This window comes from Pedobacter sp. V48, from assembly GCF_000523515.1.
Taxonomy (GTDB): Bacteria; Bacteroidota; Bacteroidia; order Sphingobacteriales; family Sphingobacteriaceae; genus Pedobacter.
On the sequence record NZ_AWRU01000023.1, the window covers coordinates 19,487 to 43,630 of the forward strand.

At 40.0% G+C, this 24,144-nt stretch carries 21 protein-coding genes; 13 read left to right on the forward strand and 8 right to left on the reverse strand.

What is annotated here, in order from left to right:
* Positions 1-2 precede the first annotated feature (2 nt).
* Complete coding sequence (locus tag N824_RS17655; RefSeq protein ID WP_048906481.1) at positions 3-1,385, reverse strand: mercuric reductase; 1,383 nt, start codon at positions 1,383-1,385, stop codon at positions 3-5.
* Between the two features lie 767 nt (positions 1,386-2,152).
* Positions 2,153-4,009 carry a six-hairpin glycosidase-like protein gene (locus tag N824_RS17660; RefSeq protein ID WP_235207182.1) on the reverse strand — a complete coding sequence of 619 codons (1,857 nt, stop codon included), beginning with the start codon at positions 4,007-4,009 and terminating at the stop codon, positions 2,153-2,155.
* A 456-nt stretch (positions 4,010-4,465) separates the two neighbouring features.
* Between N824_RS17660 and N824_RS33180 the strand changes: the two genes are divergently transcribed.
* From N824_RS33180 to N824_RS17695, 7 genes are all read left to right on the forward strand, one after another.
* Positions 4,466-4,957 (forward strand): hypothetical protein, encoded by a 492-nt coding sequence (locus tag N824_RS33180; protein WP_048906483.1) that lies wholly within the window; start codon positions 4,466-4,468, stop codon positions 4,955-4,957.
* Between the two features lie 13 nt (positions 4,958-4,970).
* On the forward strand, positions 4,971-6,317 hold the full coding sequence (locus N824_RS17670; RefSeq protein WP_048906484.1) for a hypothetical protein: 1,347 nt from the start codon (positions 4,971-4,973) through the stop codon (positions 6,315-6,317).
* Between the two features lie 434 nt (positions 6,318-6,751).
* Positions 6,752-7,816, forward strand: coding sequence for a type I restriction endonuclease (locus N824_RS17675; RefSeq protein WP_048906485.1), 1,065 nt, complete (start codon positions 6,752-6,754; stop codon positions 7,814-7,816).
* Positions 7,817-8,042: 226 nt separating this feature from the next.
* Entirely contained in the window at positions 8,043-8,441 is a 399-nt protein-coding gene (locus N824_RS17680; RefSeq protein ID WP_048906486.1) for a hypothetical protein, read from the forward strand.
* A 5-nt stretch (positions 8,442-8,446) separates the two neighbouring features.
* Positions 8,447-9,715 carry an ABC transporter permease gene (locus tag N824_RS17685; protein WP_048906487.1) on the forward strand — a complete coding sequence of 423 codons (1,269 nt, stop codon included), beginning with the start codon at positions 8,447-8,449 and terminating at the stop codon, positions 9,713-9,715.
* A gap of 3 nt (positions 9,716-9,718) precedes the next feature.
* Positions 9,719-10,630, forward strand: a complete 912-nt coding sequence (locus tag N824_RS17690; RefSeq protein ID WP_048906488.1) for a hypothetical protein — start codon at positions 9,719-9,721, stop codon at positions 10,628-10,630.
* A 191-nt stretch (positions 10,631-10,821) separates the two neighbouring features.
* On the forward strand, positions 10,822-11,361 hold the full coding sequence (locus N824_RS17695; RefSeq protein ID WP_235207183.1) for a thermonuclease family protein: 540 nt from the start codon (positions 10,822-10,824) through the stop codon (positions 11,359-11,361).
* Positions 11,362-11,884: 523 nt separating this feature from the next.
* Here the strand turns inward: N824_RS17695 and N824_RS17700 are convergent.
* Entirely contained in the window at positions 11,885-12,478 is a 594-nt protein-coding gene (locus N824_RS17700; RefSeq protein WP_048906490.1) for a TetR/AcrR family transcriptional regulator, read from the reverse strand.
* A 7-nt stretch (positions 12,479-12,485) separates the two neighbouring features.
* Positions 12,486-12,806, reverse strand: a complete 321-nt coding sequence (locus N824_RS17705) for a hypothetical protein (protein ID WP_048906491.1) — start codon at positions 12,804-12,806, stop codon at positions 12,486-12,488.
* A gap of 429 nt (positions 12,807-13,235) precedes the next feature.
* Between N824_RS17705 and N824_RS17715 the strand changes: the two genes are divergently transcribed.
* Positions 13,236-13,502, forward strand: coding sequence for a hypothetical protein (locus N824_RS17715; RefSeq protein ID WP_152542362.1), 267 nt, complete (start codon positions 13,236-13,238; stop codon positions 13,500-13,502).
* 9 nt (positions 13,503-13,511) lie between these two features.
* Here N824_RS17715 and N824_RS17720 read toward each other — a convergent pair whose 3' ends face one another.
* Both N824_RS17720 and N824_RS17725 read right to left on the reverse strand, forming a co-directional pair.
* Positions 13,512-13,736 (reverse strand): hypothetical protein, encoded by a 225-nt coding sequence (locus N824_RS17720; RefSeq protein WP_152542364.1) that lies wholly within the window; start codon positions 13,734-13,736, stop codon positions 13,512-13,514.
* A gap of 231 nt (positions 13,737-13,967) precedes the next feature.
* Positions 13,968-14,804: a hypothetical protein gene (locus N824_RS17725; RefSeq protein WP_048906495.1), complete on the reverse strand. Its 837-nt coding sequence runs from the start codon at positions 14,802-14,804 to the stop codon at positions 13,968-13,970.
* 600 nt (positions 14,805-15,404) lie between these two features.
* On the opposite strand from N824_RS17725, the gene N824_RS17730 reads away from it, so the two are divergent.
* The 3 genes from N824_RS17730 to N824_RS17740 all read left to right on the forward strand — a co-directional run bounded on the left by N824_RS17730 (position 15,405) and on the right by N824_RS17740 (position 19,824).
* A complete protein-coding gene (locus tag N824_RS17730; RefSeq protein ID WP_235207185.1) occupies positions 15,405-17,072 on the forward strand; it encodes an ATP-binding protein in 1,668 nt (555 codons plus the stop codon).
* 11 nt (positions 17,073-17,083) lie between these two features.
* Complete coding sequence (locus N824_RS17735; RefSeq protein ID WP_048906496.1) at positions 17,084-17,749, forward strand: response regulator; 666 nt, start codon at positions 17,084-17,086, stop codon at positions 17,747-17,749.
* Between the two features lie 707 nt (positions 17,750-18,456).
* On the forward strand, positions 18,457-19,824 hold the full coding sequence (locus N824_RS17740) for a DUF4236 domain-containing protein (protein WP_048906497.1): 1,368 nt from the start codon (positions 18,457-18,459) through the stop codon (positions 19,822-19,824).
* A gap of 773 nt (positions 19,825-20,597) precedes the next feature.
* On the opposite strand, the gene N824_RS17745 is transcribed toward N824_RS17740, so the two are convergent.
* Both N824_RS17745 and N824_RS30335 read right to left on the reverse strand, forming a co-directional pair.
* Positions 20,598-21,380 carry a hypothetical protein gene (locus N824_RS17745; RefSeq protein WP_048906498.1) on the reverse strand — a complete coding sequence of 261 codons (783 nt, stop codon included), beginning with the start codon at positions 21,378-21,380 and terminating at the stop codon, positions 20,598-20,600.
* Between the two features lie 40 nt (positions 21,381-21,420).
* Entirely contained in the window at positions 21,421-21,747 is a 327-nt protein-coding gene (locus N824_RS30335; protein ID WP_152542366.1) for a hypothetical protein, read from the reverse strand.
* A 349-nt stretch (positions 21,748-22,096) separates the two neighbouring features.
* Between N824_RS30335 and N824_RS17755 the strand changes: the two genes are divergently transcribed.
* The gene (locus N824_RS17755) at positions 22,097-22,615 is read left to right on the forward strand and encodes a hypothetical protein (protein WP_052334200.1); all 519 of its coding nucleotides are present in this window, start codon (positions 22,097-22,099) and stop codon (positions 22,613-22,615) included.
* Positions 22,616-22,877: 262 nt separating this feature from the next.
* Positions 22,878-23,810 carry an alpha/beta fold hydrolase gene (locus N824_RS17760; RefSeq protein ID WP_048906500.1) on the forward strand — a complete coding sequence of 311 codons (933 nt, stop codon included), beginning with the start codon at positions 22,878-22,880 and terminating at the stop codon, positions 23,808-23,810.
* Positions 23,811-24,144: the final 334 nt, after the last annotated feature.

Sequence of the window (24,144 nt, forward strand, 5' to 3'; positions counted from 1 at the left end):
GCTTAATCCTTGATTTTCATAAACAGGTTATTAAGGGACTCAGAATAGGTTGGATGTGCAAACACATATTTCCGGATGCGGTCATAGGTGATCCCTCCCTCCATAGCCATCTGAAGTACTGACATTATCTCCCCTCCTTCTGACGACAGCATGCAGGCTCCTARTATTYTTTTMCTTTTYCTGTCCMCCMCMGCTTTCATAMAACCCAGGGTTTCTCCGGTTTCTACCCCTCTTGCCACATTGGACATCGGAATTTTGGCAACCAAAAAATCAAGCCCTTTTTCCTTAGCCTCTGATTCAGAAATTCCAATGCGGGCCATTTGAGGGTCAGTGAACATACAATAAGGAACAGGTCTGCCGGCAGTGCTGCAATTCGCGTTTTCGATCAAATTTCCATAGACAATGATGTAGTCATTATATGCGATGTGTGTAAAGGCCGGCCCGCCTTTTACATCTCCCAGGGCGTAGATACCATTAACATTGGTCTCCAGCTTTTCATTCACCACAACATTTCCTTTTTCATCTGTTTTTACACCCGGAATATCCAAACCCAGCGATGCTGTCTGCGCAGTTCTGCCTGCAGCGATCAACAGGTGGCTGGCAAGTATTTTCTCTTTTTTATCCCCGGACCGCAAACGCACACTAATTTTTCCGTTTATATTTTCTATTTCATCAACTCTGGCATCTGTCCAGATTTGAAGGCCTTCATCACGCAATATTTTTGTAAGTTCAGCAGAAACGTCCTCATCTTCCCGTGAGGCAATCCTCGAAGATTTCTCCAAAATGGTAACTTTACTTCCAAAGCGGTGAAACATCTGCCCCAATTCCAGACCAATGTAATTCCCACCGACAACAATAAGGTGTTCGGGAATTTGCTCCAGATCAAGAATGGTCGTTGAAGTCAGGTAATTCACCTCCTGCAAACCCTTCAACTCAGGAATAGTCGCGCGGGCACCGGTATTGATAAAGATCCAGTCTGCCGTAAAAATGGATTCCCGTCCATCTGAACTGAGAACCGTAAGTTCTTTCTTACCAGAGAACCTTGCCTCCCCAAAGATCAGCGCTACGCCTTCAGTCCCTTCCAGTCCTTTTTGAGAAGAGGACCGGAAAGATTCCACAATCTTATCCTTCCGATCTTTAATTTTTTTTAAATCCACCTTAATTTCGCCTGTTTCCACACCCAGCAAAGCAGCCGTTCTGGCTTTGTGGGCCATATGTGCAGAAGCGATCATCGCTTTTGTTGGGGTACAGCCATCATTGATACAGGTACCACCTACCAGGCGTTTTTCAATAATTGCTGTTTTTTTTCCTGCCAGCGCTAATTTTTTCGCCAGCGGAGTCCCTGCCTGACCCGAGCCAATGATAATGGCATCAAAATGTTTCATATGCATTAAAATAGGAGATATTTACCTAAAATAATAAAAAACCTTCATCAGGTTAGACAATTACCGATAAAAAGAAAACCTACCACCATTACTTTACTTACCCTCCGAGAATCTATGGTCTTTCCCGCGGGGCTGGAACAAATCAGGTCATCCCGGATATCGGGACACGATATGAGTTTATAGATCTTTCGGGAACTCTGAACCGTTGATCGGGAAATGCGGGTACGCTTTAGCCGCAATTCTTAACCCCCTTTGTACTCGACAACAATAACGATCATCAGTGAGTGTCGTCGGGCAGGGTACTGCCTGACTGAACACGGGGTTCAATACCATCAAGTGCTGATCGGCGTTATCCTGATCATCGTCGCGTCGAAACGATTACTGACCCTATTCGCATAGGTGATTTTCAGTAACGATAAGAMAYCNWSRYCYANAYTCNWKKYMMKWCMYKAYGNTSTTYCRAKCYYARCNTTCAGGCGGGATTTTTAAAAAATTAACTAATTTATTTCGACTGAACGCATAGTATAGGTAGGTAGTACCCCTCCAAAAAAACCGGACTGCCTGGAGGAGGAAAAGGCCTGCCTTTATACCAGTCAACAAGGATGAATTTGATTTGTTGCTATATTTCCCTGATCTACCCAGGCCCTGGCAAAACGCTAAAATATTTCCATTAATTAATTTGGTCCATCTCTGTTGTATACCTACAGGCCACTCCTCTTGTTGTAAGCGAAAGCATTCCGTATCGCCTTATAATGACCTTACCGACTTTACTTAACAGACACCAGGATTTCCGTATTATTCTTTATCAATCGGTCAGCAACAATTTTGCCGTGTTTTAGAACAGTCACCTGGAGTTTATTATTTTTTCGCTTTACCTGAATATCAATCGCGGTATTAAAGGCCATCATATGATTAAGTTCCAGATGACTCCATTCAGATGGAAGATTTGGTCTTAAAAGAAAGGTATTGAAACCCGTTGGCTCCAGACCAAGGAGACCTTCTGTAAAGATCCTGCAGTACAGCGCACTTTCCGCAGAGAGCTGGGCCATCCCATTTTCCGGCCATGCTTCAACCACATAAGGAACCCGAAAGCCCGTCAGACGCGTTTTGGAATAAGCTCGAAGGCGTTCAAGAGCCCTGTCCGCCGCCCCGGCTTTAAATGCACCGCGAAAAGCATACAGTGTTCCCCTGTCCCAGAATACCGGCGCTGCGCTGTCGTTCTCCTTCAGTTCAGTCAACACTCCATTTGTCGACCATAGTTTACCAAACAACGCATCCAAAGTGCCGTTTTTACGTTGATTTATGCCAACTGCAAGTGGCAGGCAAATCCAGCTTCTTAAGGTTGTATTCTCTTTATAATATCTGTAGGTATCAAGGCCGTCCATTTTTGCTCCGAAGTATTTTTCGATGGCCCCGGACAAACGTTGCGCGCGGGTCTCATAGTCACTAACCATCGAGCGTGGCTTACCCATTGCCTTTGCCAATCTGCCGGCCTGGATCAGTGCACCGTAATACAAGGAAGAGGTGGAGAGGTTTGCCGATCCTGTTGGAAACCTTCCTTCCAGTTCATCACTTTCGGAAGCAACAATCCCGTCAACAGTGAGCCGTTTAAGGCTATATTCCAGGCACCAGTTGATCAACGGCCAAAGTTCTTCAGCTCTATCCCTATCACCAGAAGCCAATAAAAAATGAGTAGCTCCATAGGCAATCATTGCCGCATCTCCCCGATCATGTGCTCCAAATGGAAACGTAACATCTAATTCAAAAGATGCCCACATTTTCCGTCCGTCGGCGGGAATACTGTCCTGAAAGATTCTATATGTGTTCATGGCAGCCTGTATCCCTTTCTGATAGCCGAGGTAAGAAAAGAAGGGACCACTGTATTCGGCCTGATCATTAGCCCAGATGCCCACATAGTAATTACCTCCGCCTGGAGAATGTACCAGGCCTAGCTTGGATCGAAAAATGCTCTCTGCCGCCCTGATCTTTGAAAAAGAAAACAAAGTATTAATTGTCAGGTCCGGCGATTTGAGCACTAAATTAGTAGAAACGCTGTCCAAAAACAAGTCCCGCCCCTGCTCAATTTCCGACAAGGATCTTCCCGGCTCAGGTTCATCATTCTGTCTTGCAGTGAAGTAGATCCCAAAATTATATTTTTCGCCAGGTTTGATAGACACTACCGGCTGAGCGTCAGAAACGATCTTTCGGTGATACTGGCCGTGCCAACCCGCTTCCTCCTGAATCAATTGCGTTGCTCCAATTGCCAGCGTTTGCGTTTGCGGGCCGGTGTTGATCAGCGTCCACTTTTCAACGAAACACCGCTGGTCCATTGACGGGAAAAAAGACCTGATCAATTGAATGCCGTCCCGCGGCTTGAAATAAAAACTAATCTTTCCACTGATACGAACGGAGTCTAAAACGCCGGATTCATATTTTTTCTCCGCCAGTGTGATAACAGGTAAAATGTCGTCGCCATATTCAGATCGCAGATAGGCCCTATACATTGATTCATTGGACCTGGTGTATTTCCTGAGCTGAGGAAAGATCACATCCCTTGTAATCTCTACCTGTTTAGCCTTGTTGACCTTATAGCGGATGATTCCTGAAACCAGCGAGCCCGACATTTCTAAATTATCATCATGGGGTAAACGCTTTTCGGCGGTAAGATCCCAAGTAATTGCATGATAAATATTGGTACGCCAAAAAATTTCATTCTGCTGGCTGAGATCCTGGCAAATGGCCCGATCAGGCGAGCTCGCTATAAACGCGATGAAAATAACTATTGCCATTCTGACTAAAGCGATTATTCTCCGTTGAGATTTAAGCGTGGATCGTTTCATAGTATGTTCACTGGGAGCACCGAAGTTAATTAAATCCGCAACCAAACCCTTACCCTGAATCAAAAGATTTGCCTCGCCTTTTAAGATTTTATCTCTTCCCCATTTTGGTTAGCCTCAGAACTCTGGTTGCAACAAATAGGGTTTAATTCAGGAATGGCACAAATTTCCCTTTAATTGTCCTAACCACACCGCATTTACAGGAATTTTTAAAACTAAATTTGAAATATTAAGAATCGAATTATGTTATTAAAAGATAAAAATGCAATCATATACGGAGCTGGTGGATCGCTTGGGGGTGCAGTTGCCAGCGCGCTTGCCGCTGCAGGTGCCCAGGTATTTCTTACAGGCCATAATATAGATAGCGTAAAAAACGCAGCAAGTAAGATCGAATCGGCTGGAGGGAAAGTCTCTAGGCCAAAAAAATTCAATCCCAAAAATTCAACCCATTTCGGTCCAAACTGTTCACAGATCGTCTGCCCTTTAAAGAGAGCAGATCCAAATTATGATATTTTTCCTGATATTTGCATTAGCCAATCAATTTTTTTTACGCCCCTGTGGTTGTTTATTTGTTTGAAAGCTATTGTTGCTGCAAACAATTATGAAATCCGGTACAGTAAAATTTTCAAGGTGAAAAGGGATTCGGATTTATCAAGGATGACAATGGAGGTGAAATCTTCGTTCGCATCTAACGAAAGACTAAAATTAGGGCAACTACAACGAAAACATGCTTAACACGATATAAAGAATGAGATTACTATTTTTGGGATTTTTAATATTACTTTCAGCAAATTCCTTCGCCCAAAGTAACGGGCAGTTTGTGAACGAGCATAAGGCCAACTGCAAAATATGGTTAGATGAAGCAACCCCAGCAGACAGCCTTATTTGGAATGGTAATTGCAAAAATAATTTTGCATCAGGAAAAGGCTTTTTGCAATGGTTTCGAGACAATAAATTATCAGCTACTTACAAAGGTGAAATGAAGCAAGGCAAATTTGATGGGAACGGAAAATTTGAAATTATTGGATATGCCAGTTTCGAAGGAACTTTTATTGACGGAGCTTTAAACGGAAAAGGCGCAGCCTATTTCAATAATGGAGGCAAAACCGTTGGCAATTTTGTAAATGGTGACTTTTTAAATTTAGACGGTAAATATTTAACAAAACTAAAAAAGCAAACTGTAGCCATTAAAAACACTGAGGAGACTTATGGCAACATAAGCAAAGAAGATAACCTTTTTTATTATGTACTTCCTCCACAGAAAACAATTCAGGCCGTTTTAGTATTGTTTCCATCTACTGGCGAAACGGCAGAAAATGTAATTAGCTGCAATAAAAATATGATGCAGCAAGCATACGATAAAAATATCCTGTCGGTGGTAGTAAGTGCAAATTACAACAATACGTTAGATACAGATACAACAGCAAAGCGTTTTTTTGACACCGTTTTGGAGGACATTGTAATGAAATATAATGCGCCGAAGGATAAATTTATTTTAAGTGGACTTTCACTTGGGGGGATGAACGCGCTGCAGTACACAGAAATGTCCCGTAATGCAAAATATCTCACTTATTTGAAACCATTTGCTGTTATTGGTGTAGATCCACCGGTAGATATGATAGATTTATTTAACGGAGCAAAAAATGCAATTATTAAGTACGAAAAAGAAGGTGATAAATTATCTGAAAGTAAAAAAATGGCATTACAAGAAGACCATTTTATTGTAAATGAATTTAAAAAACAATACGGCGGTTCGCCAGAAGAGTTTCCTGAAAAATATGTGGAAGGTTCGACGTTTACAAGAAGCAGCGACGATGGCGGCAATGCGAAATATCTGATTAACGTTCCCGTAAGATTGTATTGTGACCCGGACATAGTTTGGCAACTCAAAAACAAAAGCAGGGACTATTATGATATGAATGCTGCCAATCTTTCAGCTATGACCAATTTTTTAATGCAAAGCGGAAATACAAAAGCAGAATTTATTCCTGCCATCGGTAAAGGCTTTAGGGTTGACGGCACCAGACATCCGCATTCATGGTCGATTGTAGAGCCAACTGAGTTTATAAAATGGATATTAGATTTGACAAACTAAAACTACGCACAACAGCAGTTTAGCAACATAATGATTTAGTGTATATTTCATAGATGGTATTTCTTCCCCGCTGTGCTGCTAATGTAATTTCTTTAGCTTGCTTTCTTCATTAAACATTAGTAGAAATGCCATTTTATTAGGCTTATTCCTCAAGAGTCAGATTTATAGCCAAAAGGTGGTAAAAAACCTAAAAGTGACCTTTTCATTTGGGGCTGAGTGCCTTCAGATCAGCTGCCAAATGTTGTAAAGATTAGATATGCCTGATAAGTAAATGCAAATCATTTTTCTCCTCGTTACTAAAGACGAGCTTGTGAAGCATTTGATATTCCCAAGCAATGATATTGTAATATGTCAGGGCTTACGGTTTCCCGTAATAATTAGCAACTACGCCGCTTTACTTTTGAGAAACAAACTCAATTAAAATTTCAGGCAAAATGGATCTCAAACTAAAGCTAGAACAACTTCACCAAAGAGTAGTTGGATTAAAAGATCAGATCAATACCGAAGAAGCGACAAAAAATGCATTTGTCATGCCCTTTATACAAATCTTAGGATATGATATTTTTAATCCGACAGAAGTTGTTCCTGAGCACATTTGTGACATCGGCACAAAAAAGGGGGAAAAAGTGGATTATGTAATCCGAAAAAACAACGCGCCTATACTCATCTTTGAATGCAAGCACTGGAAAGAAAATGCCGATGCCCATAACTCCCAGCTTCACCGGTACTATCATGTTTCCAAAGCGAAATTCGGGGTGCTGACAAACGGAACCATTTACAATTTCTATGCTGATCTGGAAAAGCCCAATATTATGGATGAGAAGCCTTTCTTAACCATCAATATAGAAGACCTGAAAGATAGCTCCATAAAAATACTCGAAAGCTTTACCAAAAACGGATACAATTTAGAAAGCATCCTCGACTCGGCTGAAGACCTCAAATACATTAAGGCCATCAGAAAAGAGTTTGAAAAAGAGATAGATCACCCCTCAGATGAAATGGTCAAATTATTGGTCAATAGGTTCTTCGATAAACCCCTGACCGCAAATCGGATGATTGCTTTTAAAGAGTATACTAAAAAAGCATTAACTGTATCCATTAACGAATCCATCAGTGACAGGCTAAAATCTGCATTGAACATGAATGAGAAAGCTGAAAAACAAACAGATGCCAAGACCATCTCTGTTGATGAAAATAATGAGGCTAATAAAATTATCACAACAGAAGAAGAATCTGAAGCGTTTCAAATCGTAAAGGCGATTCTGCGAGAGAAGATCTCCTCAGATCGAATCGCATCCCGGGATACACAATCTTATTTCGGGGTCTTGCTCGACGACAATAACAGAAAACCAATTTGCCGGTTCCATTTTAATACCACCAATAAATACCTGGAAACATTTCAAAACGGTAAAGATGCGGGAGAAAAGAAACAACTAAACAGCTTAGATGAAATCTATGATTATCGAAACCACCTGCATCAGACATTAGACAATTACTAAACCGTCGTCAACAACACACCATAAGCTCTCGAAAAAATGAAGGGATTGCTACCGCGCCGGGTATTATCCAGCATTGAGCAATCTCTCATTTGATATATTCAAAAGACTGTAAATGCAATTAATGAGGCGACAATACATCGCGGATAAAGAACACAACATCAGACGTTTAAAAAATCAAAATCAATCATTTCTAAAGTTCATTTAAACCAATAAAACCAAAGACAATATGGAGGCCACAATTAGCACTGAATTGCAAAGTCATTTTTTAAGGCTCTATCAAATCGCTTGCTCAGACGAGAATTTTGATGTACTGGAGATGAAACAGCTCTACAAATTTGCAGAAGAACGAGGCGTTGACACTGAGCATCTTAACAATATCCTAACCAATCCTGTACAGCGGATGGAGGTACCAAGCTCTATTGAAAAGAGAATAGAGTTTTTATATGACCTTGCCATTATGATCTGGGTAGACAAAGTAGTGACAGAAGACGAGTATAACCTGCTCAAGAAATACTGTAGAACATTCGAATTTTTAAAGGAAAATATCACCGAGATATGTGATTACCTGATAGACTGTGCAAAAAAGGAAAAACAGCTTCAGGAAGTTCTTGACTCAATAAATTAACCGCTATGGAAATTAAAAAATTATTCGCCGTTAAGAGGCCGGCAGAACCTGAAAACATTGTTTCAGTATACGAAGAGCAAGAAGAACAGAGCGTAAGGATCACTTATTATCAAAGTGGTTATGGCGCGGCGTTAAAAGCTATGGGTGCACCGTTAAATTTTAGAGCCTGCCTCGAAAATGTTTACACGAGCTTTGAGCAACAGTGCAGAGATCAAGAGATCCAGCAAAAAAAATTGAAACAGCCATATATTGATGAGAAAATCAGGAAGCAGAGTGAATTGAAAAATACTGACGCGGCCATTTCTATTTTTGAAGAAAAAAAACAACAGATTATAGAAAAAATAAATACAATAAAACATGAGGTAGAAGATGTAAACCATAACCCACAGAAATATGGTGTAGACTCAACCAAACGACCAAAAGCACAATTTTATATAGGACTATTTTTATTGGTTCCCATTACCTTGTACCTATTTGTCTTTTATATCTCAGCTAGTTACTCCGCTTTCTTTAAAAGTTTTTCCGACGATAGTCTAACGGCGGCAATTTTCGATGCACAAGCCTTCAATCATGCATTAGAAGCAGGTTGGCTAGAAGGGGTTTTAGTCTTCACCATACCATCGGTCTTTTTGGGACTTGGCTTCATTATTCATATGGTACAAAAAGGCAAAGGCATTAAGAATGTTCTCAGGATGATCGCCTTATTCATTGTGACCTTTTTATTTGACGGTCTTTTGGCCTATCAGATTGAAAAGAAAATTTATGATTTCAATAAAACCCCCGATTCGTTGCCCTATAACCTTAAAATAGCATTAGGGGAAGCCGAATTCTGGATGATTATTTTCGCCGGATTTGTGGTGTATATCATTTGGGGGCTGGTATTTGACCTTACCATGAAAGAGCATGAAAACCTGGATAAGATCAAAGGCCATATCAGAACCCAATTGGAAGAAATAAAACGACTTGAAATCACTAAAAACGAGATCATCGAAGAAATTAACACCTTAAGGAAAAGAACCGTAGAAATAAGCGGAAAAATCGAAGAGTTACAAGCGGTAGTTGATGGAATTGTAATCAATCTCAAAGAATATCTTTTGTATCACAATCAATATAAAGAAGGGTGGTTTCAGGCGGTAAGTTCTGAGATCGCAATGGCGCAGCGAAACCAAACCGAACTTTTAGAACAGTGCGAAAATGTTTCATCTGAGCACCTTCGACGACTTAATTTGATAAATCCCGATTCGCAAAATGTTGTTTATTCCAAAATATCCTGAGCCATGAAAACAAAAATATTCCTTTTAATTTCATTCACAACCATGTTTCTTGTTACAGGATATGGTTGTCAAAATGATAATAACAAGACTAAAGGCGTTTCGGCTACCAAACAAGAACCCAATAAACATCAAAATTTGAATATTAGCATTTTGTTAGACCTTTCCGACAGGATAGACCCGAAGAAGAATGCCAATCCTTCTATGGAGTTTTATAAACGAGATCTAGGATATATTGAATCAATTAGTAAGGGGTTCGAAAAACATTTAAGGTCAAAGCCCATTAGGCAAGACAATGATCAGATCCAGGTGTATTTTGAGCCAGAGCCATTAAACTCCAAAATCAATGATTTGGCTAAAAATTTAAAATTATCCTTCACAAAAGACAACACTACAAAAGAAAATATTCAAAAAATATCAGCGGAATACAGTTCGGCCTCAAAGGAGATTTACAATCTTGCCATTGAAGCTAAAAGTTATATCGGATCAGATATATGGGGGTTTTTCAAGAATAAAGTCAGCGACTACTGCATCAAACCCAATCACAGAAATATTCTATTTATTTTAACAGATGGCTACATGTTTCATCAAGATTCAAAATTCAGGGAAGAAAACAAGAGTTCATACCTTACTCCAGAGCTGGTAAAATCCTTACAACTTAATACATCCAAATATAAAGGACTGATCCTAGACAAAGGGTATGGCTTTGTAAAAGCAAATGATAACCTGAACAATCTAGAGGTTGTGGTACTGGGTATTAATCCGGCAAAAGGAAATCCATTTGAAGGAGATGTGATTAATGAATATTGGATCACCTGGCTTAAAAGCATGAAAGTAAAGGGACCTATCATACCTCCCATTTCGGCTGATCTGCCTTCCAACATAGATCCAATTATTCAAAAATATATCACTCAATAAGTTGCCCTCTCTTATGATGAAATTATTTTTACCTCTGCTTTTCTTAATTACTACTATTAACTTCGCAACCTCAAAATCGGTTACATAGATCATAGTGGGAGCAAAAAAATTTCATTATAGGTTGAATTACCGGGGATAAATCAATTACCAATAAAAAATATGGGAACAACAGTGGAAGGAACAGAAAAATCATGATGTGGGCGGGAAGATTGATAGCGGTTATGTTTATTCTGCATGCAAATATGCTTGCTGTTTGGAAATGGAACAACCAACAGGACAGCGTAAACTTAAAAAACGAAACTTTCACTGCCAAAGTTATTCGAATTATAGATGGGGACACTATGGAAGTACTGTATAAAAATACTCCAGTCAAAGTTCGTTTGGCACATATTGATTGTCCTGAGAAAAGAGGCTCCCAGCCTTTTGGCAGTAATTCAAAAAAGGCCTTATCTGATTTATGTTTTGGACAAGATGTAGTGGTTTACGGAGAGAAATACGATCGATACCACAGGTTGATTGCGACTGTTAGGAATAATAAAAAACAGATTGTCAATCAAGAAATGATCAGACAAGGGATGGCATGGCATTTCAAAAAATATTCTACTGATCCTATCTATGCCAGTTTAGAGCTGCAAGCAAGGAAAAATAAAATAGGGCTATGGAAAGACCCCAACCCTATCCCACCCTGGCAATGGCGAAAACCAAAATTTAGAAACGCTTTAATTAGATAAAGCTGTATTCACACTAAATGAAGAAATGTTCCACCTATTTAGGATGTTGGTAAAAGAAGCTCCTGGAGAGTATTATATATTTGGCAAACGATCAAGCTTCCGATCAATGTTTAGGGCAAAAGTACAGGTATTTTAGAGTAACGTATGGACTGACTAAACATCTAAAATTCTATGCATTAAAACACAGCTCCAATCATTACGATTTGGAAGATGGCGCTGGTTTTTATTCTATCATGGAGAAAACCGACATGCATCACTGCAGGTTACGACCGCATATACAAAAGATAGGTTGCAAAAGAAAGTGATAAAACCTACAGAGAATCTTCGTTTCTAGTTTGTTCACCTAGCCCAGTCACGTCAAAATATTTTTCAGAAATACTATCATCATAGTCTAATAGCTATCTGTTCACTAATCAAACAGTACCATTGACGATACTAAAATGGCGCCTAAAAACTAATTTTTATTTAAAAAAATTGGAAAAATTTAAAGCTTAAATAATTCCGTTTCTTCATTTGTTAGAACTTAATTCCTATTCGGATCAGACAAAAAAGGTAGCATGGTATATTCCATTAATTTCGAATATGCCTGAGCAGCTTCCTGCTCGTCAAATTTATCAATAAGTTCGTTATGGGAAAGCCAAAAATCTCCAAGTATAAAAAAGCTTGTTCCAAGTGACTCCCATATTTCATCAGGAAGATCAGATCGAAAATATCCTGTTGAGACCAATTTTCGAAAGATAAAACCAAACTCTGCTTTCCTTCTTTTCACCAATTCGCGATAAGCAAGCTGAATAGAAGGAACCCTTTTACCAATCTCAACAAAATTCAACAGAATAAATCGATACTTATATCCAATGCTAAATGATTGAAAATAAAAACTCTTTAAGCTTTTCTGGTCAACGAACCCAGATTGCTCAAAGTCTTTTATGAGGTGATCAAATTCACTGGCAAGACGGTTATAAAGTTCCAGTACAATATCATCTGTATGTTTAAAATGATAGTGCAGATTTCCTGGACTTATATCGATATGTGCAGCAATATGACGGGTAGTCATGTTAATCCCTTTACTATTGTACAATAGAATGGCTGCGTCTAATATTTTCTCTTTTGTATCCATTAAAGCACTAATTCTTTATTTCGATGTGACGAATTTCCATATTTTTAATTGACCAATTCTGATGAAGATAATAATAAAAAAATCCTCCGGAAAAGTAAGCGATTACATCACCCCAATCCCCAACATTATAATTCGTAAGATGTGGCAAAATACCTTCAAATATCACCGACGTGTAAAGCGAAAAGCCTAAAATTTGCAACAATGAATATTTCCTCAACTGAGTACTGCCTACTAACATGTTCCCTAAAACTAATGAAAAGTGTACCACAGCAGGAACAAAAACAAAGTCTGTTAACCAATTATTTAACCAGCCTGTATGGTAGTTCACATCCCTACAAAATCGGATAAAGAACCAGCATAACCAGTAGCAAATGAAGAGCCGGTCAAAAACGTTGAATACTAGTGCATGAAAGAAGCTGCGACTAAAATTGCCAATGTGCCGCATATCAGTAGTGCCAGAAAAACCCCAAAACCTAAATTCTTTTGAAACCTCACAAATTTAGAATCCCCCGTATCTAACGGAGCGATCGTATTTCTTAGATAATGGCAAGTACGTTTTAACCAGCTTTGTTTCTCAGTTTTCATATTATATAAGTTACAATATGAATCAAAGATAAAAGAAAATTATAGAATTAGAACATTTGTTCTAATTTATTCATTTATTAAATTTATAATTGAATCTTTGCTTTTTCGTGATCGAGATATGCTTAATTCAAATTATTGCTAAAAATATTAGCAATTTTATTGAATGAAATCAATGAAGTTTAAAGCGGCTTATGGTGATGAGGAAAGAGAGGTGCTGATCAGCCAGGTCAGTGGTAGCTTGAATGGTATTCACATTTACATTACACCTGAAAACAACCTTTATTACTTCATTGGAAGCATTCATCATGCGATGGGTAAATCGATCGTACATTGGGTTAAACCTACCGATAAGAGTATACATCAGGAACGTTATGTTGGTGATGATAGCGACGCAATATTGGACAGATTGCGAGACGCAGGATGGATTGAATGGATATGAGACTTAAGGCTATTTACTTTCCTCAATAATTTCCAACAACCTATCCAGCCTCCATCGGACCGGCTCCTTTACGCGTTCATGTGTTCCAGTACGAAGTATTGTTATCTGTTTATCCAGGAATACATGTACATCAGGAACTGTTGCACCTTGACCTAATTCAATTGGCCCTTGTGGTAATTCTATCCCGTGAAATGCTGCTTCGTAATCTTCTGCTGTTAGGTATCCTTTGCTCATGGCGCGAAGGTATAAAAACGGCTTTATATCTGCTTGTCTTACATTAAAAAATTCGACAACCATTTCAATTCAGAAAAGTTTTGGGACCTGGCAGTAGACATTGTTACTTGTTGGTATATGAGACAGGAGATTTATTTCCTGCAAATATTACCAGTTAAATCTCCATTTCAGTATGATCACCAAAAAACGACGAGCAATTCCAGGTCGAACTACTCGTCATGACATAACACATCAATCCGTAATGTGATACACGTACTTCTTAAGGATATGATCCGTCATTGGTAGCAAGCGTCTGGCAGTGTCTAGAGGATAAAGACCAGAAGCGGTATAAAATTCAACCCTGCCACTCGTGTTGATATACCAAACTTTCTTGACAGAGTATAAAGTGAGCGTATCCGGGCGCGTAATTTTTTTAAAGTTAGTAATCAAATCCCTGTCTATCGGATAGATCGTTTCACTAATATTTTTTTCATCACAATTGACCGGTCTGTAATGATCATTGCTCCAAATCATGCATCGCTCATTTCCTGTAAAACCATCAACTTTAAATTTATTGATCGAATATATTGCAAATAGTATCCCCCCGAATAATATTGCAAAACCTACAATTTTCTGTTTCGATATTTTTTTCTTCCCCAGGAGTTTCTCTTTATCACCGGTTGGTGGCTCTCCATTTCCGGAACTACCTATATTTCTTTCTTCCGGTTCAGGGAGCTGCATACCATGATGATATGGCCGGGGTTCAAAATCAATCATCCAGGCCAGCAGGCAAATGTTGTTAAAGGTAGTCTTCACTGTCCTGTCGTATAAGAAAGTATGCAAAGCCCGAAATTTATCTGCTGTTCCATTTCCAATCGCTTTAATATAAGCCCCCTGATTCTCCTTCTCACCAAAAAAGGATTGCAACAATAATTCATCCTTTGGATCGAACCGCTCTGTGCAAATTTTAACGCAATGCGCTTTCAGACTGCGACGAGTTGGCGAGACTAATTCTGGCCGCAATTGGTTGGCCGCCAGCTTGCGGTCAAAATCTTGAAGAACCAAATCTTTGTACACACGTTCAGACATTTTTCAAATTATTTACTGATAAATCTAACACATTTTTCGCAATCGCGGTGGCAAAACTGGAACCGTACTGGAATTCCAGTGGAACGACTGGAAATACTGGAATCGGCTGCCAGAAGGGCCTTTAGACTGCTATACATTTGCTTCAGAAATCGATTCGAACGGTTTCACCTGAGCAAAGGACGCGGCGGTTGATAGCTGGTCTGGGAAGCGGTTACCGGCTTCCGCGAACAATGCTCAGCACTTTCCAAAAAAAATGTGAGAGGCGCCTCTTACGCGGTTTGCAGTGTCGCCCGGAGATAGTCTCCGGGTAGCTGCAGGATTTATTCACTTTAATTTTTTAGAAAATGTTTGAGCTATTTTTCGCGCTCTTTCTGGCATTCGCATGCCCTGCGCACAACAACAATAATAACAACGGCAATACCAATGGCACAGTGACCACATACGGCGATCCACCTGCCGACGGCGACGATGGACACGTTCCACCAAAGCCACCTAAACCATAGGTATGTCCATTAACTATAAGGCAAGATTACTCTTGCCTTATTTTTTTATTTCAGCCACTACTGTTTGATTTATTATCTTTAAGTCAAAAAATTAGCGTTGAAAAAAGAATTCATTTCGATAATAGCCCTATTCTGCTTGTTTGGCTGTCAGAAGCCAGACATTCCTGCTCCGCTATCGGAATCCACTGACTTTAAGAAAGCAGAAGCATTTCTACACCAGCATAAAATTGATTCAGCATTCTCTTATTTTGACAGAGTGGCGACCGGTTCGAAAGACAGCCTGGAGGCCGCAATGGCTTACAACTACATGGCGTCCATTCAATCGGATGCCGGAGACTACTATGGCGCCCAGGAAAGCCTGACCACTTCGCTAACCTATCTGGACGAACAAAAAAAAGAACATCGTTATTGTCTCGCCTCTGATTACAATGAGCTCGGAATGACCAGTTCAAAACTTGAAAATTTTGACAGTGCTGTTGACTATTTTGATCTGGCAATTAAATTTTCTGACGAGGAAGCCTACCGGTTGATTTTCTTAAACAATAAGGCGAATGCTTTTCGCTCGAAAGGAGATTACAAACAAGCACTACGCTTTTACCAGCAGGTACTCGGGCAAACGAAACGTGAAGGAAAGGAGTACGCCCGTTTGCTCAACAATATGGCCAGCACAAAATGGCTACAAAATCCCAGTTACAACGCGGGGCCCGAGTTATTTAAAGCTTTGCAGATACGACAAATCGCAAAAGACCTTCGTGGCCAGAATTCTAGTTATACACATTTAGCAGACTATTATAGTAAGTCCAAGCCTGACTCGGGTCTGTATTTTGCAAACAAAATGTATCTGATTGCCCGCCAACTGAATCTTCCTGATGCGAAATTGGATGCCCTGAAAAAACTAATCAGGTTAAGCCCGGCAGAAAAAGCAAAAGGGTACTTCATCCAGTATGAACAGCTAAACGACAGCCTGCAAACAGCAAGAAATGCAGCAAAAAATCAATTCGCGCTGATCCGCTATCATACTGAAAAGAGCAAGGCCGATAATTTAAAATTACAAAAGGAAAATTCAGAAAAGCGATATGAACTGATCCAGGAACGCATCCGTTTTTATGGCATGCTTGGTCTCTTTCTGTTGATCCTCTTTCTGGCGGTGCGTTGGTATAAAATACGAAAAAAGCGAACTGAACAGGAAAAACAGGAAGCTATCCTGGAAAACCAGCGCAAAGCCTCCAAGAAAGTACATGACACGCTGGCCAATGATTTGTACAGGATTATGAAAACGGTTCAATACGGTTCCGAACAAGATCCTGACTGGCTGATGGATAATCTGGATGATGTCTATCAACGGGCCCGTGACCTGTCCTACGATATTGTTGATGACAATGAAAATTTTGAGTTGAAATTATCCGTGCTGATAAAGTCATTTGCCACAGACACAACCAGGGTCATCCTTGTCGGCAACAGCCACGAACTGTGGCTAAAAGTGCCTGCCGCAGTAAAGACCGAGATTAAATATATTATCCAGGAACTCATGGTCAATATGCGAAAACACAGTCAGGCGACCGATGTTGTCATCCGGTTTGAAAAACAGTCAAACCGTTGTTTGATCAGCTATATCGACGATGGGGTTGGCATGCAAAAAAGTACCGTTTTTAACAATGGCCTGGTGAATACGGGAAACCGTATTAAAGCGATTGACGGCGAGCTTACCTTTGTTACCAATACCGGGAAAGGCCTTGAGATCAACATCACTTTTCCCCTTGCATAAACACCTAATCTATGTTTAATAAAGTACTTATCGCCGAAGACCATCAGAGCATCAAGCTCACTGTCGAACAAACCTTGAAGAATTTAGGCATTTCAGAATTTCAATATGTATATTACTGTGATGACGCAGTCTCCAGGTTAAAACGCAGTAACCAGGAGAACAAGCCTTTTGAACTGCTGATCACCGACCTTTCGTTTACCGATGACGGCCAACAACAGGCAATTACCGATGGCAGCCAACTAATTAAAGAAGCCAAAAGCCTGCAGCCGGATCTTAAGGTCCTTGTCTTTTCAGCAGAATCCAATCCCGATGTGATCCGGGAGCTTTTTGACCGGTTCACTATCGATGGTTATGTGTGTAAAGGCCGTCATGACGCTATTGAATTAAACAGTGCCATCTTAATGATCGCAGACCACAAGAAATATGTACCGCTGGAATTTCGAAATGCGGTTCGAAAGAAGAACAGCTATGATTTCGATGAATTTGACACGATGATCATCTCTCAACTTGCCCTGGGCACAAAGCTAAAGGACATCCCGGCATATTTAGAGCAGCGGGGTGCAAAAGCATCCAGTCTGAGCAGTGTCGAAAAGCGTCTTAATTTAATTAAGGAAGCCTGCGATTTCACCACGAACACGCAACTTATTGCCTATTGTAAAGACCGCAAGATTATCTGACGATTGACACTTGCCACAGCTACGTGTTCCCGTAAAAAACTCCTGAGACGGTCAGTTACATTTGAAGTAATCATAAATTAATTTATACATCATGAATTATTACGTCAACAAACTTGCTCAAAGCAACGGAGATCACGAGGTGCATGAGGAAACCTGCCGGTATCTGCCCACCATCGAAAATCGAATGTATCTGGGCAGCTTTTCTAATTGCAGGGATGCGGTAAGTGAAGCCAGGAAGAGCTACTCAACAGCTAATGGATGTCTAACCTGTTCGCCAAGCTGTCACACCCAGTAAATTTTCCAGCAGTAAGGATATATTCTCCTTACTGCTCTCTGTACGGTTTCCCGTAAAAATAACCGATATTCATGTGGTAATTTTGAGTTATAAAACAATCAAACGATGAAATTTATATGTCTATTGCTCTTAATACTGGTTATTCAAAAACCGAAACCAACCACCGTCTACGTCTGTAAGGCACCAAATATCAAGAAATACCATTACCGCAAAGATTGCCGGGGATTCAGTCGCTGTACCTATAAAATAATCAAAACCACTCAGGCAGAGGCTGAAAAAGCCGGAAAAACCTTATGTACCTGGGAAAAGTAGCTGTACTTCTATACGCCTGAAACCTTCATGGTTAACATCGACAGGTTATCCATGATAACAAGGAAATCTAAACAAAAATTAACCTCAACACATTTTTATTATGGGCTGGTCATATCGTAAATCATTTGGCTCCGGGCCGTTCCGGATTAATTTCTCAAAAACTGGCGTCAGTTACTCCGTAGGCGTTAAAGGAGCACGCATCAATGTTGGTCCACGGGGAACCTATGTTAATTTAAGCGCCAACGGCATCAGTTATCGCAAAAAAATAAATACCAATGCTCCTGCTAATGAGCCTCTGCCCTATTCCTCTTTACGCTCCGAACCCACAGGCCACAACATTATGTCTGCCGAGATTGAACAACTTAGCGACAGTGACTCGACAGCCTTCATTGCCGAGCTTACGGAAAAAGCGGGCCAGTATTCTTATGTCAATTGGTTTGGAATATATCCATTGATCGCATTTATTGCTGTGATGGCTTTTACCTCATTTGACTCCAAACCTGTGACCTTGCAACCAGCGACCGACAGTTTGCTAGTAAATATCACCTCAACCATCGGTGTGAATGTAAGGCAGTCTCCGAATGCAAAATCTACAATATTGCGTTCAGCAGATTATGGACAGACCTTTCCCTTAGTAGATTCTACCGATCAAAAATGGCTGAAGGTCCAGTTGGCCGATAATATCGGCTACATCAGCCGGCGCTTCGCTGCAGTCGAGCATGTCACGCACGAGCCAGTTATTCAGGATCAAGTCATACTGGCCAATCCCTATGCAGGCTATATATTTGCGCTATGCATCCCCGGATTTACTGTATTAATCATTTGGCTCAAAAAAAAGGACAGGGAACGGTTTTCTATGGAACTACATTACAACATGGATGAAAAGTTTCAGGAAGTATACAACCAATTCAATATACATTTTGCGGCATTTGCCAGCTCATCAAGAGTATGGCAATATCTTCAAACACATCAGGTCAGCGATTTCAAACGCAATGCAGGCGCCGGTCAACTCATTAAAAGGTCACCAATCAGACAGGTTTCTTCCAACCAGGCACCTCTACCCTATTTTCAAACGAATGTATCCATACCCTGCATTAAGTTAAACAACCTGGCATTTTACTTTCTGCCCGAAAGACTGCTGATAAAGCGCGGCAACACCTTCGCTGCAGTATTTTATAAAAACTTAAAAATCAGCGGTCACATCACCCGGTTTATAGAAGATCAAATCGTACCTCGGGACGCGCAAGTGGTTGATCATACCTGGCGTTACGTTAATAAAAGCGGTGGTCCCGATCGTCGATTCAACAGTAACCGGAGGCTACCGATCTGCGCATATTCACAATACACCCTAACCTCGGACACGGGCATCTATGAAGTGATCACGACCTCCAAGCAGGGAGCAATGGATGGCTTCGCAGCATTTCTGTCAGCAATCGGCGTATTGCAAACGAAAATGACGATAACTTAAACACCGATCTCCCAGATATGCAAAATATATGAGCAAAAATTTCTTAGTGATCTAGTTTATCATTCCTTTAGATTTAGGGGTGCCCCCTACAACCTTGCCTTAAGCTAACGATTCCTGTTGGCAGGTTCGCACGGGACTTGCACCTTGTAGGTATATGGCATGCATAGCGCACATAAAAAAGGACTGATCTTTGTACAGCAACCATGTGACTTTTCTTTAAGGTTCCCGCTTGTCGGGGTATCATTGAGTCCATTAGAACACTTAAAAGTGATTTTAGCTATTATTAGAGAGGTTTATAATAAAAAATGAAAAGATTATTTTATTAGAAAATTCTTGATGAATTTATCCCCTGATAGCTAAGCAAAAGCCCGGTTGTTAACACACGATAAAGAAAATTTGCAATGCCAATCGTTTTAATAAATGTTGGAAAACCTTCTTTTAAAAATAAAAAACAAGCAATGGAATACGTACAAAAACAAATTGCTATGCTCAAAGGCAGATCAATATTGTTTTAGGCATTCCAAAATATTCATTGAATTTACCCAATATTACAAACAACAAAAATACCGTCAACAATGCCACCAGACCATCAATTAAGAAAATTGTTCTTTGGTTATCCGCTAATAATTTATATTTTTTTGATCATGTTATTCGGTCCAAATGATTAAACACTTAGGACCATTTCATCATCCGAAATAAAGCCAAGCACATATCCAGTTCCAAAGAAAGTATCGGACCGCATAAAAAACCATTTTTCGCGTGGTAAAGCTATCCTACATCTTTTCAAAAGACCGATGACGATTTTTTGAGGCATTGATTATGATAAAAATAAATAGGATAGCTGCGACTACATAACAGGTATAAATGATTGATTTAGGTCCATTATTGTTCGTATTTGAAACGGAAATAGCTATTAACGCCCAAATACCTACCATTGCGTATTCTCGCAGATTTCGTATCCTAACCATGACAATATTGACCAGGCCTGCTATGCAAATCATAATAATTGTCCAGGCGACATTAGAAATCCCCCATCCACTCCACCCAACTTTTGTCAGCAAAGCAGCTACATTGGCAATAAGTGCGACAGAGATCCATCCAAAGTATATAGCGAATGGCCAAAAAATAAAAAGGTAGCTTTTAAAAGGATGGCTATCCAACTCCATCCTGGTGTTAACAACAATTTTCCCTAAAGAAAAAAGAATAACAAGCATCATAAACACCGACAACACAGTATAGTCATATAACCAGGAAACAACCCAAAGCGAATTTGCACAACATGAAAGCACAAACCACCAACCAATTTTCATAAGTACCGGATCTTTATCGTCCTTTTTAAAAGCCTGAAGTCCGTTATAAAATACAAACACAATTAGTCCAACATAGATTAGCCCCCAGATTGAAAAAGCAAAACCGGCAGGAGTAAAATAATTGAAATATTTATCTGACACCGTTTTCATGGTATTACCATTTAAGGCTCCGGTATTGGAAAGATAATTAACGAAAATCGTGATGATTAAGGCTATCCCATTGGCTAAAGCAAGCGTCTTTTTCATAGTTTTTTATTTAATTTCTGCAACATATTTCCTATCCATACTAGAACTCAAGTATAACACCAAAAGAAGGGATCAGGTTTCCTGATTTAGTATTTAAGATAAACGGAATCCCATTTGAACCATTGGTTTGTAAAGGCTGCCCGTCAGTCGTTAAAAAACTGCTATTGTCTTCTGTTCTTTTAAAAGTATATTTTGGAAAACTCTCATTTTCATTTTTCAGGATATTTTGGATATCAACATATAAATTCAATGCTGTTTTCCTGAAATTTATCCGTTTATCCACACGAAAATCCAACTGACTGAATGCTGCTGATAGCCTTTCCGTATTTAACCGGCTGTAATCAGCTATTCCTGTGCCCAGTGTCAAATAGTTTTNGCKMWGANGNYTGWARMKYAAMTGGSRTWTAGGNKYGANMMTMCCGCWWWGCGGKANKWTCNRMCCTAWAYSCCANTTANGCTWMRAYYKRWAGMSYRWMGTRWRTGACAATAAGTGTCGGTTATCCCATGACGAAGAAATCAGTTTCTGATTCAATCCAGAAAATTTACTGACCACATATGAGTAACTGGCCACATAAAAAAAATTACGAACTAGCTTTTGCTGCACAAAGAGTTCTACACCATAGGTTTCCTCACCTACACTCTTTACCTCCTCACTGCCCACCGAAGCATATTCTGCCCCCTGATTAGCCAGAGAAGTTTCATAAAATCACAAGTTAGTGGCGATTTTGCCTTTTCAAGTTAACCTATCTTACAAAAAACAGCCTAAAAACTTTGATGCGGATGCAAACAAGCAGAAAGAAAAAACGATGGCTGGTTCTATTCAATCGAGCATGTACACCTTCCTTCTTCGTAAAGCTCAAAACTACACGGTAGAATTTCAGGATGTTGAAAAGACCAATATCCTGCTTAAGAAAAAAGGCCTGACTGATTCCCTGGATGTATTCACAAAAGATGAAATTGCAAAAGCACTTGGTGTGGATGCGGTAATCTCTGGAAAATATGAAAATGAGCAATCAAGATCTGAGGCTGGCGCAATTGTGACAACCGTATTGTTCGGTGGCCTGGGAAGCAAAACCGGCTCGGGGGCACTGACGATGGCAATAAATGATGGTGGCAGTGGCGATCTTATGTGGAGATTCTTTAAAAGCATGAACGATGGTGTCTTTAGTTCCAGTGACGAACTTATCGACCGGATGATGAGAAAAGTATCCAGGAACTTTCCCTATACTAAATAAAAAAGACTAAAGAAGGTTTTCTAATATTTCAACTGGCTCATCTATATCTTATATTCCAGGTTGTTGGTCTGAAGTTGGCAACCTGGAATATTATTTTTTTGTGAATAGAAAAAGCCTTTGAGAATAGGTTCGGTGGCCGTGCTTCTCATGCATCGTATAGCAGCCTTTAGTGGTATCATTGAATACAACCAACTAATTATTTAGTTAATTTTCAAGTTTTCTATTACCTTTGCTTTTAACAACATATAAACCATAAGGTAACATGAAATCTTTAATGCTTGCTTCTTTGATATGCACGTTGCTATCTCCTGCATTTGCACAGCCTGAACCGAAAGGTGGTCCTACCAAATCCATTACCGTTGATGGTAAAAAAATGACGGTTTATACCCAGGGGCTTGAAGCCCGAAAGCCTGGTCAGCCCGTTGTGATCTTTGAAAATGGTATGGGTATAACACTCAATAACTTCGATGATATTTTTGAAGAAGTTGCAAAAATCACCCCATTTGTTGCTTATGATCGAACAGGGATAGGCAAATCAGAAAACGACGGGCAATTGCCAACGCTGAAACACAATTCGGAGCGGTTAAAGCGTCTGCTTACCATCATGAAGGTGGCACCACCTTATTTATTTATCGGACATTCTATGGGTGGCATTTACGCAAGAGGGTATGCAATCTATTATCCTGAAGACCTGGCCGGCCTGATCTTTTTAGACCCCGGAGATTTTACGGAAACGAGATCGGCCTACAATGATRMSYTTMAWGATMWWRKWMSAACATCCGAACAAATTGAGCGTTTTACGAAAAACAGACTACAGCGCCCTAAGGTTACATTGCCGGCAGACACGGCACCGGTGAGAGAGAGACAGGTATTAGCGGATTTGCGTTGGACGGACTGGAAAGAGATAACGGATACCAAATTGCCCAATATACCGATACAGTTTATCATCGGTGGTAAATTTAGTGTAGCGCCTCAGTTGCGGATAAAGGAATTTGATCATGAAACTTATTTTCACGCCCGCCAGGTGCGAGCATTCGAGCGGTTCGCTAAAATCACCGGATCTTCTCCCTTTGGAAAGATATTTTTCAATTCCAGCGCAGGACATTATGTCCATTTAGATGACCCCTTACTGGTGATATCCTGCATTAGGATCGCACTGGCAGATTATAAGCGATTAGCCGATAAAAAGGAATAACCTTACTGCAAAAAGTCGAGCAACGTCCGGTGCAAGTTTGGTCTGCGTGAGATGAATGTAAATGGTTATTTGTATCTTCTCGTCTAAACATAATCACGCTGGAGTGATTAAAGTGCTATATAAAAAGCATCCCCAAAATATATCGATAGAATTGAAGAGAAAGGATTTTTGCAATCCAATATCGTTTAGTATACGAAGAACGGGCAGATACACCTAGCTTCTCGTTCTTCGTATTGTATTTTGCAATTCAGTTAATTTCATTTACAATTTCAATGAGAGCGTTAAATTTTGAAAGCGATACATGTAGCCCATACAGTATCGCTTCCCTTCTTTT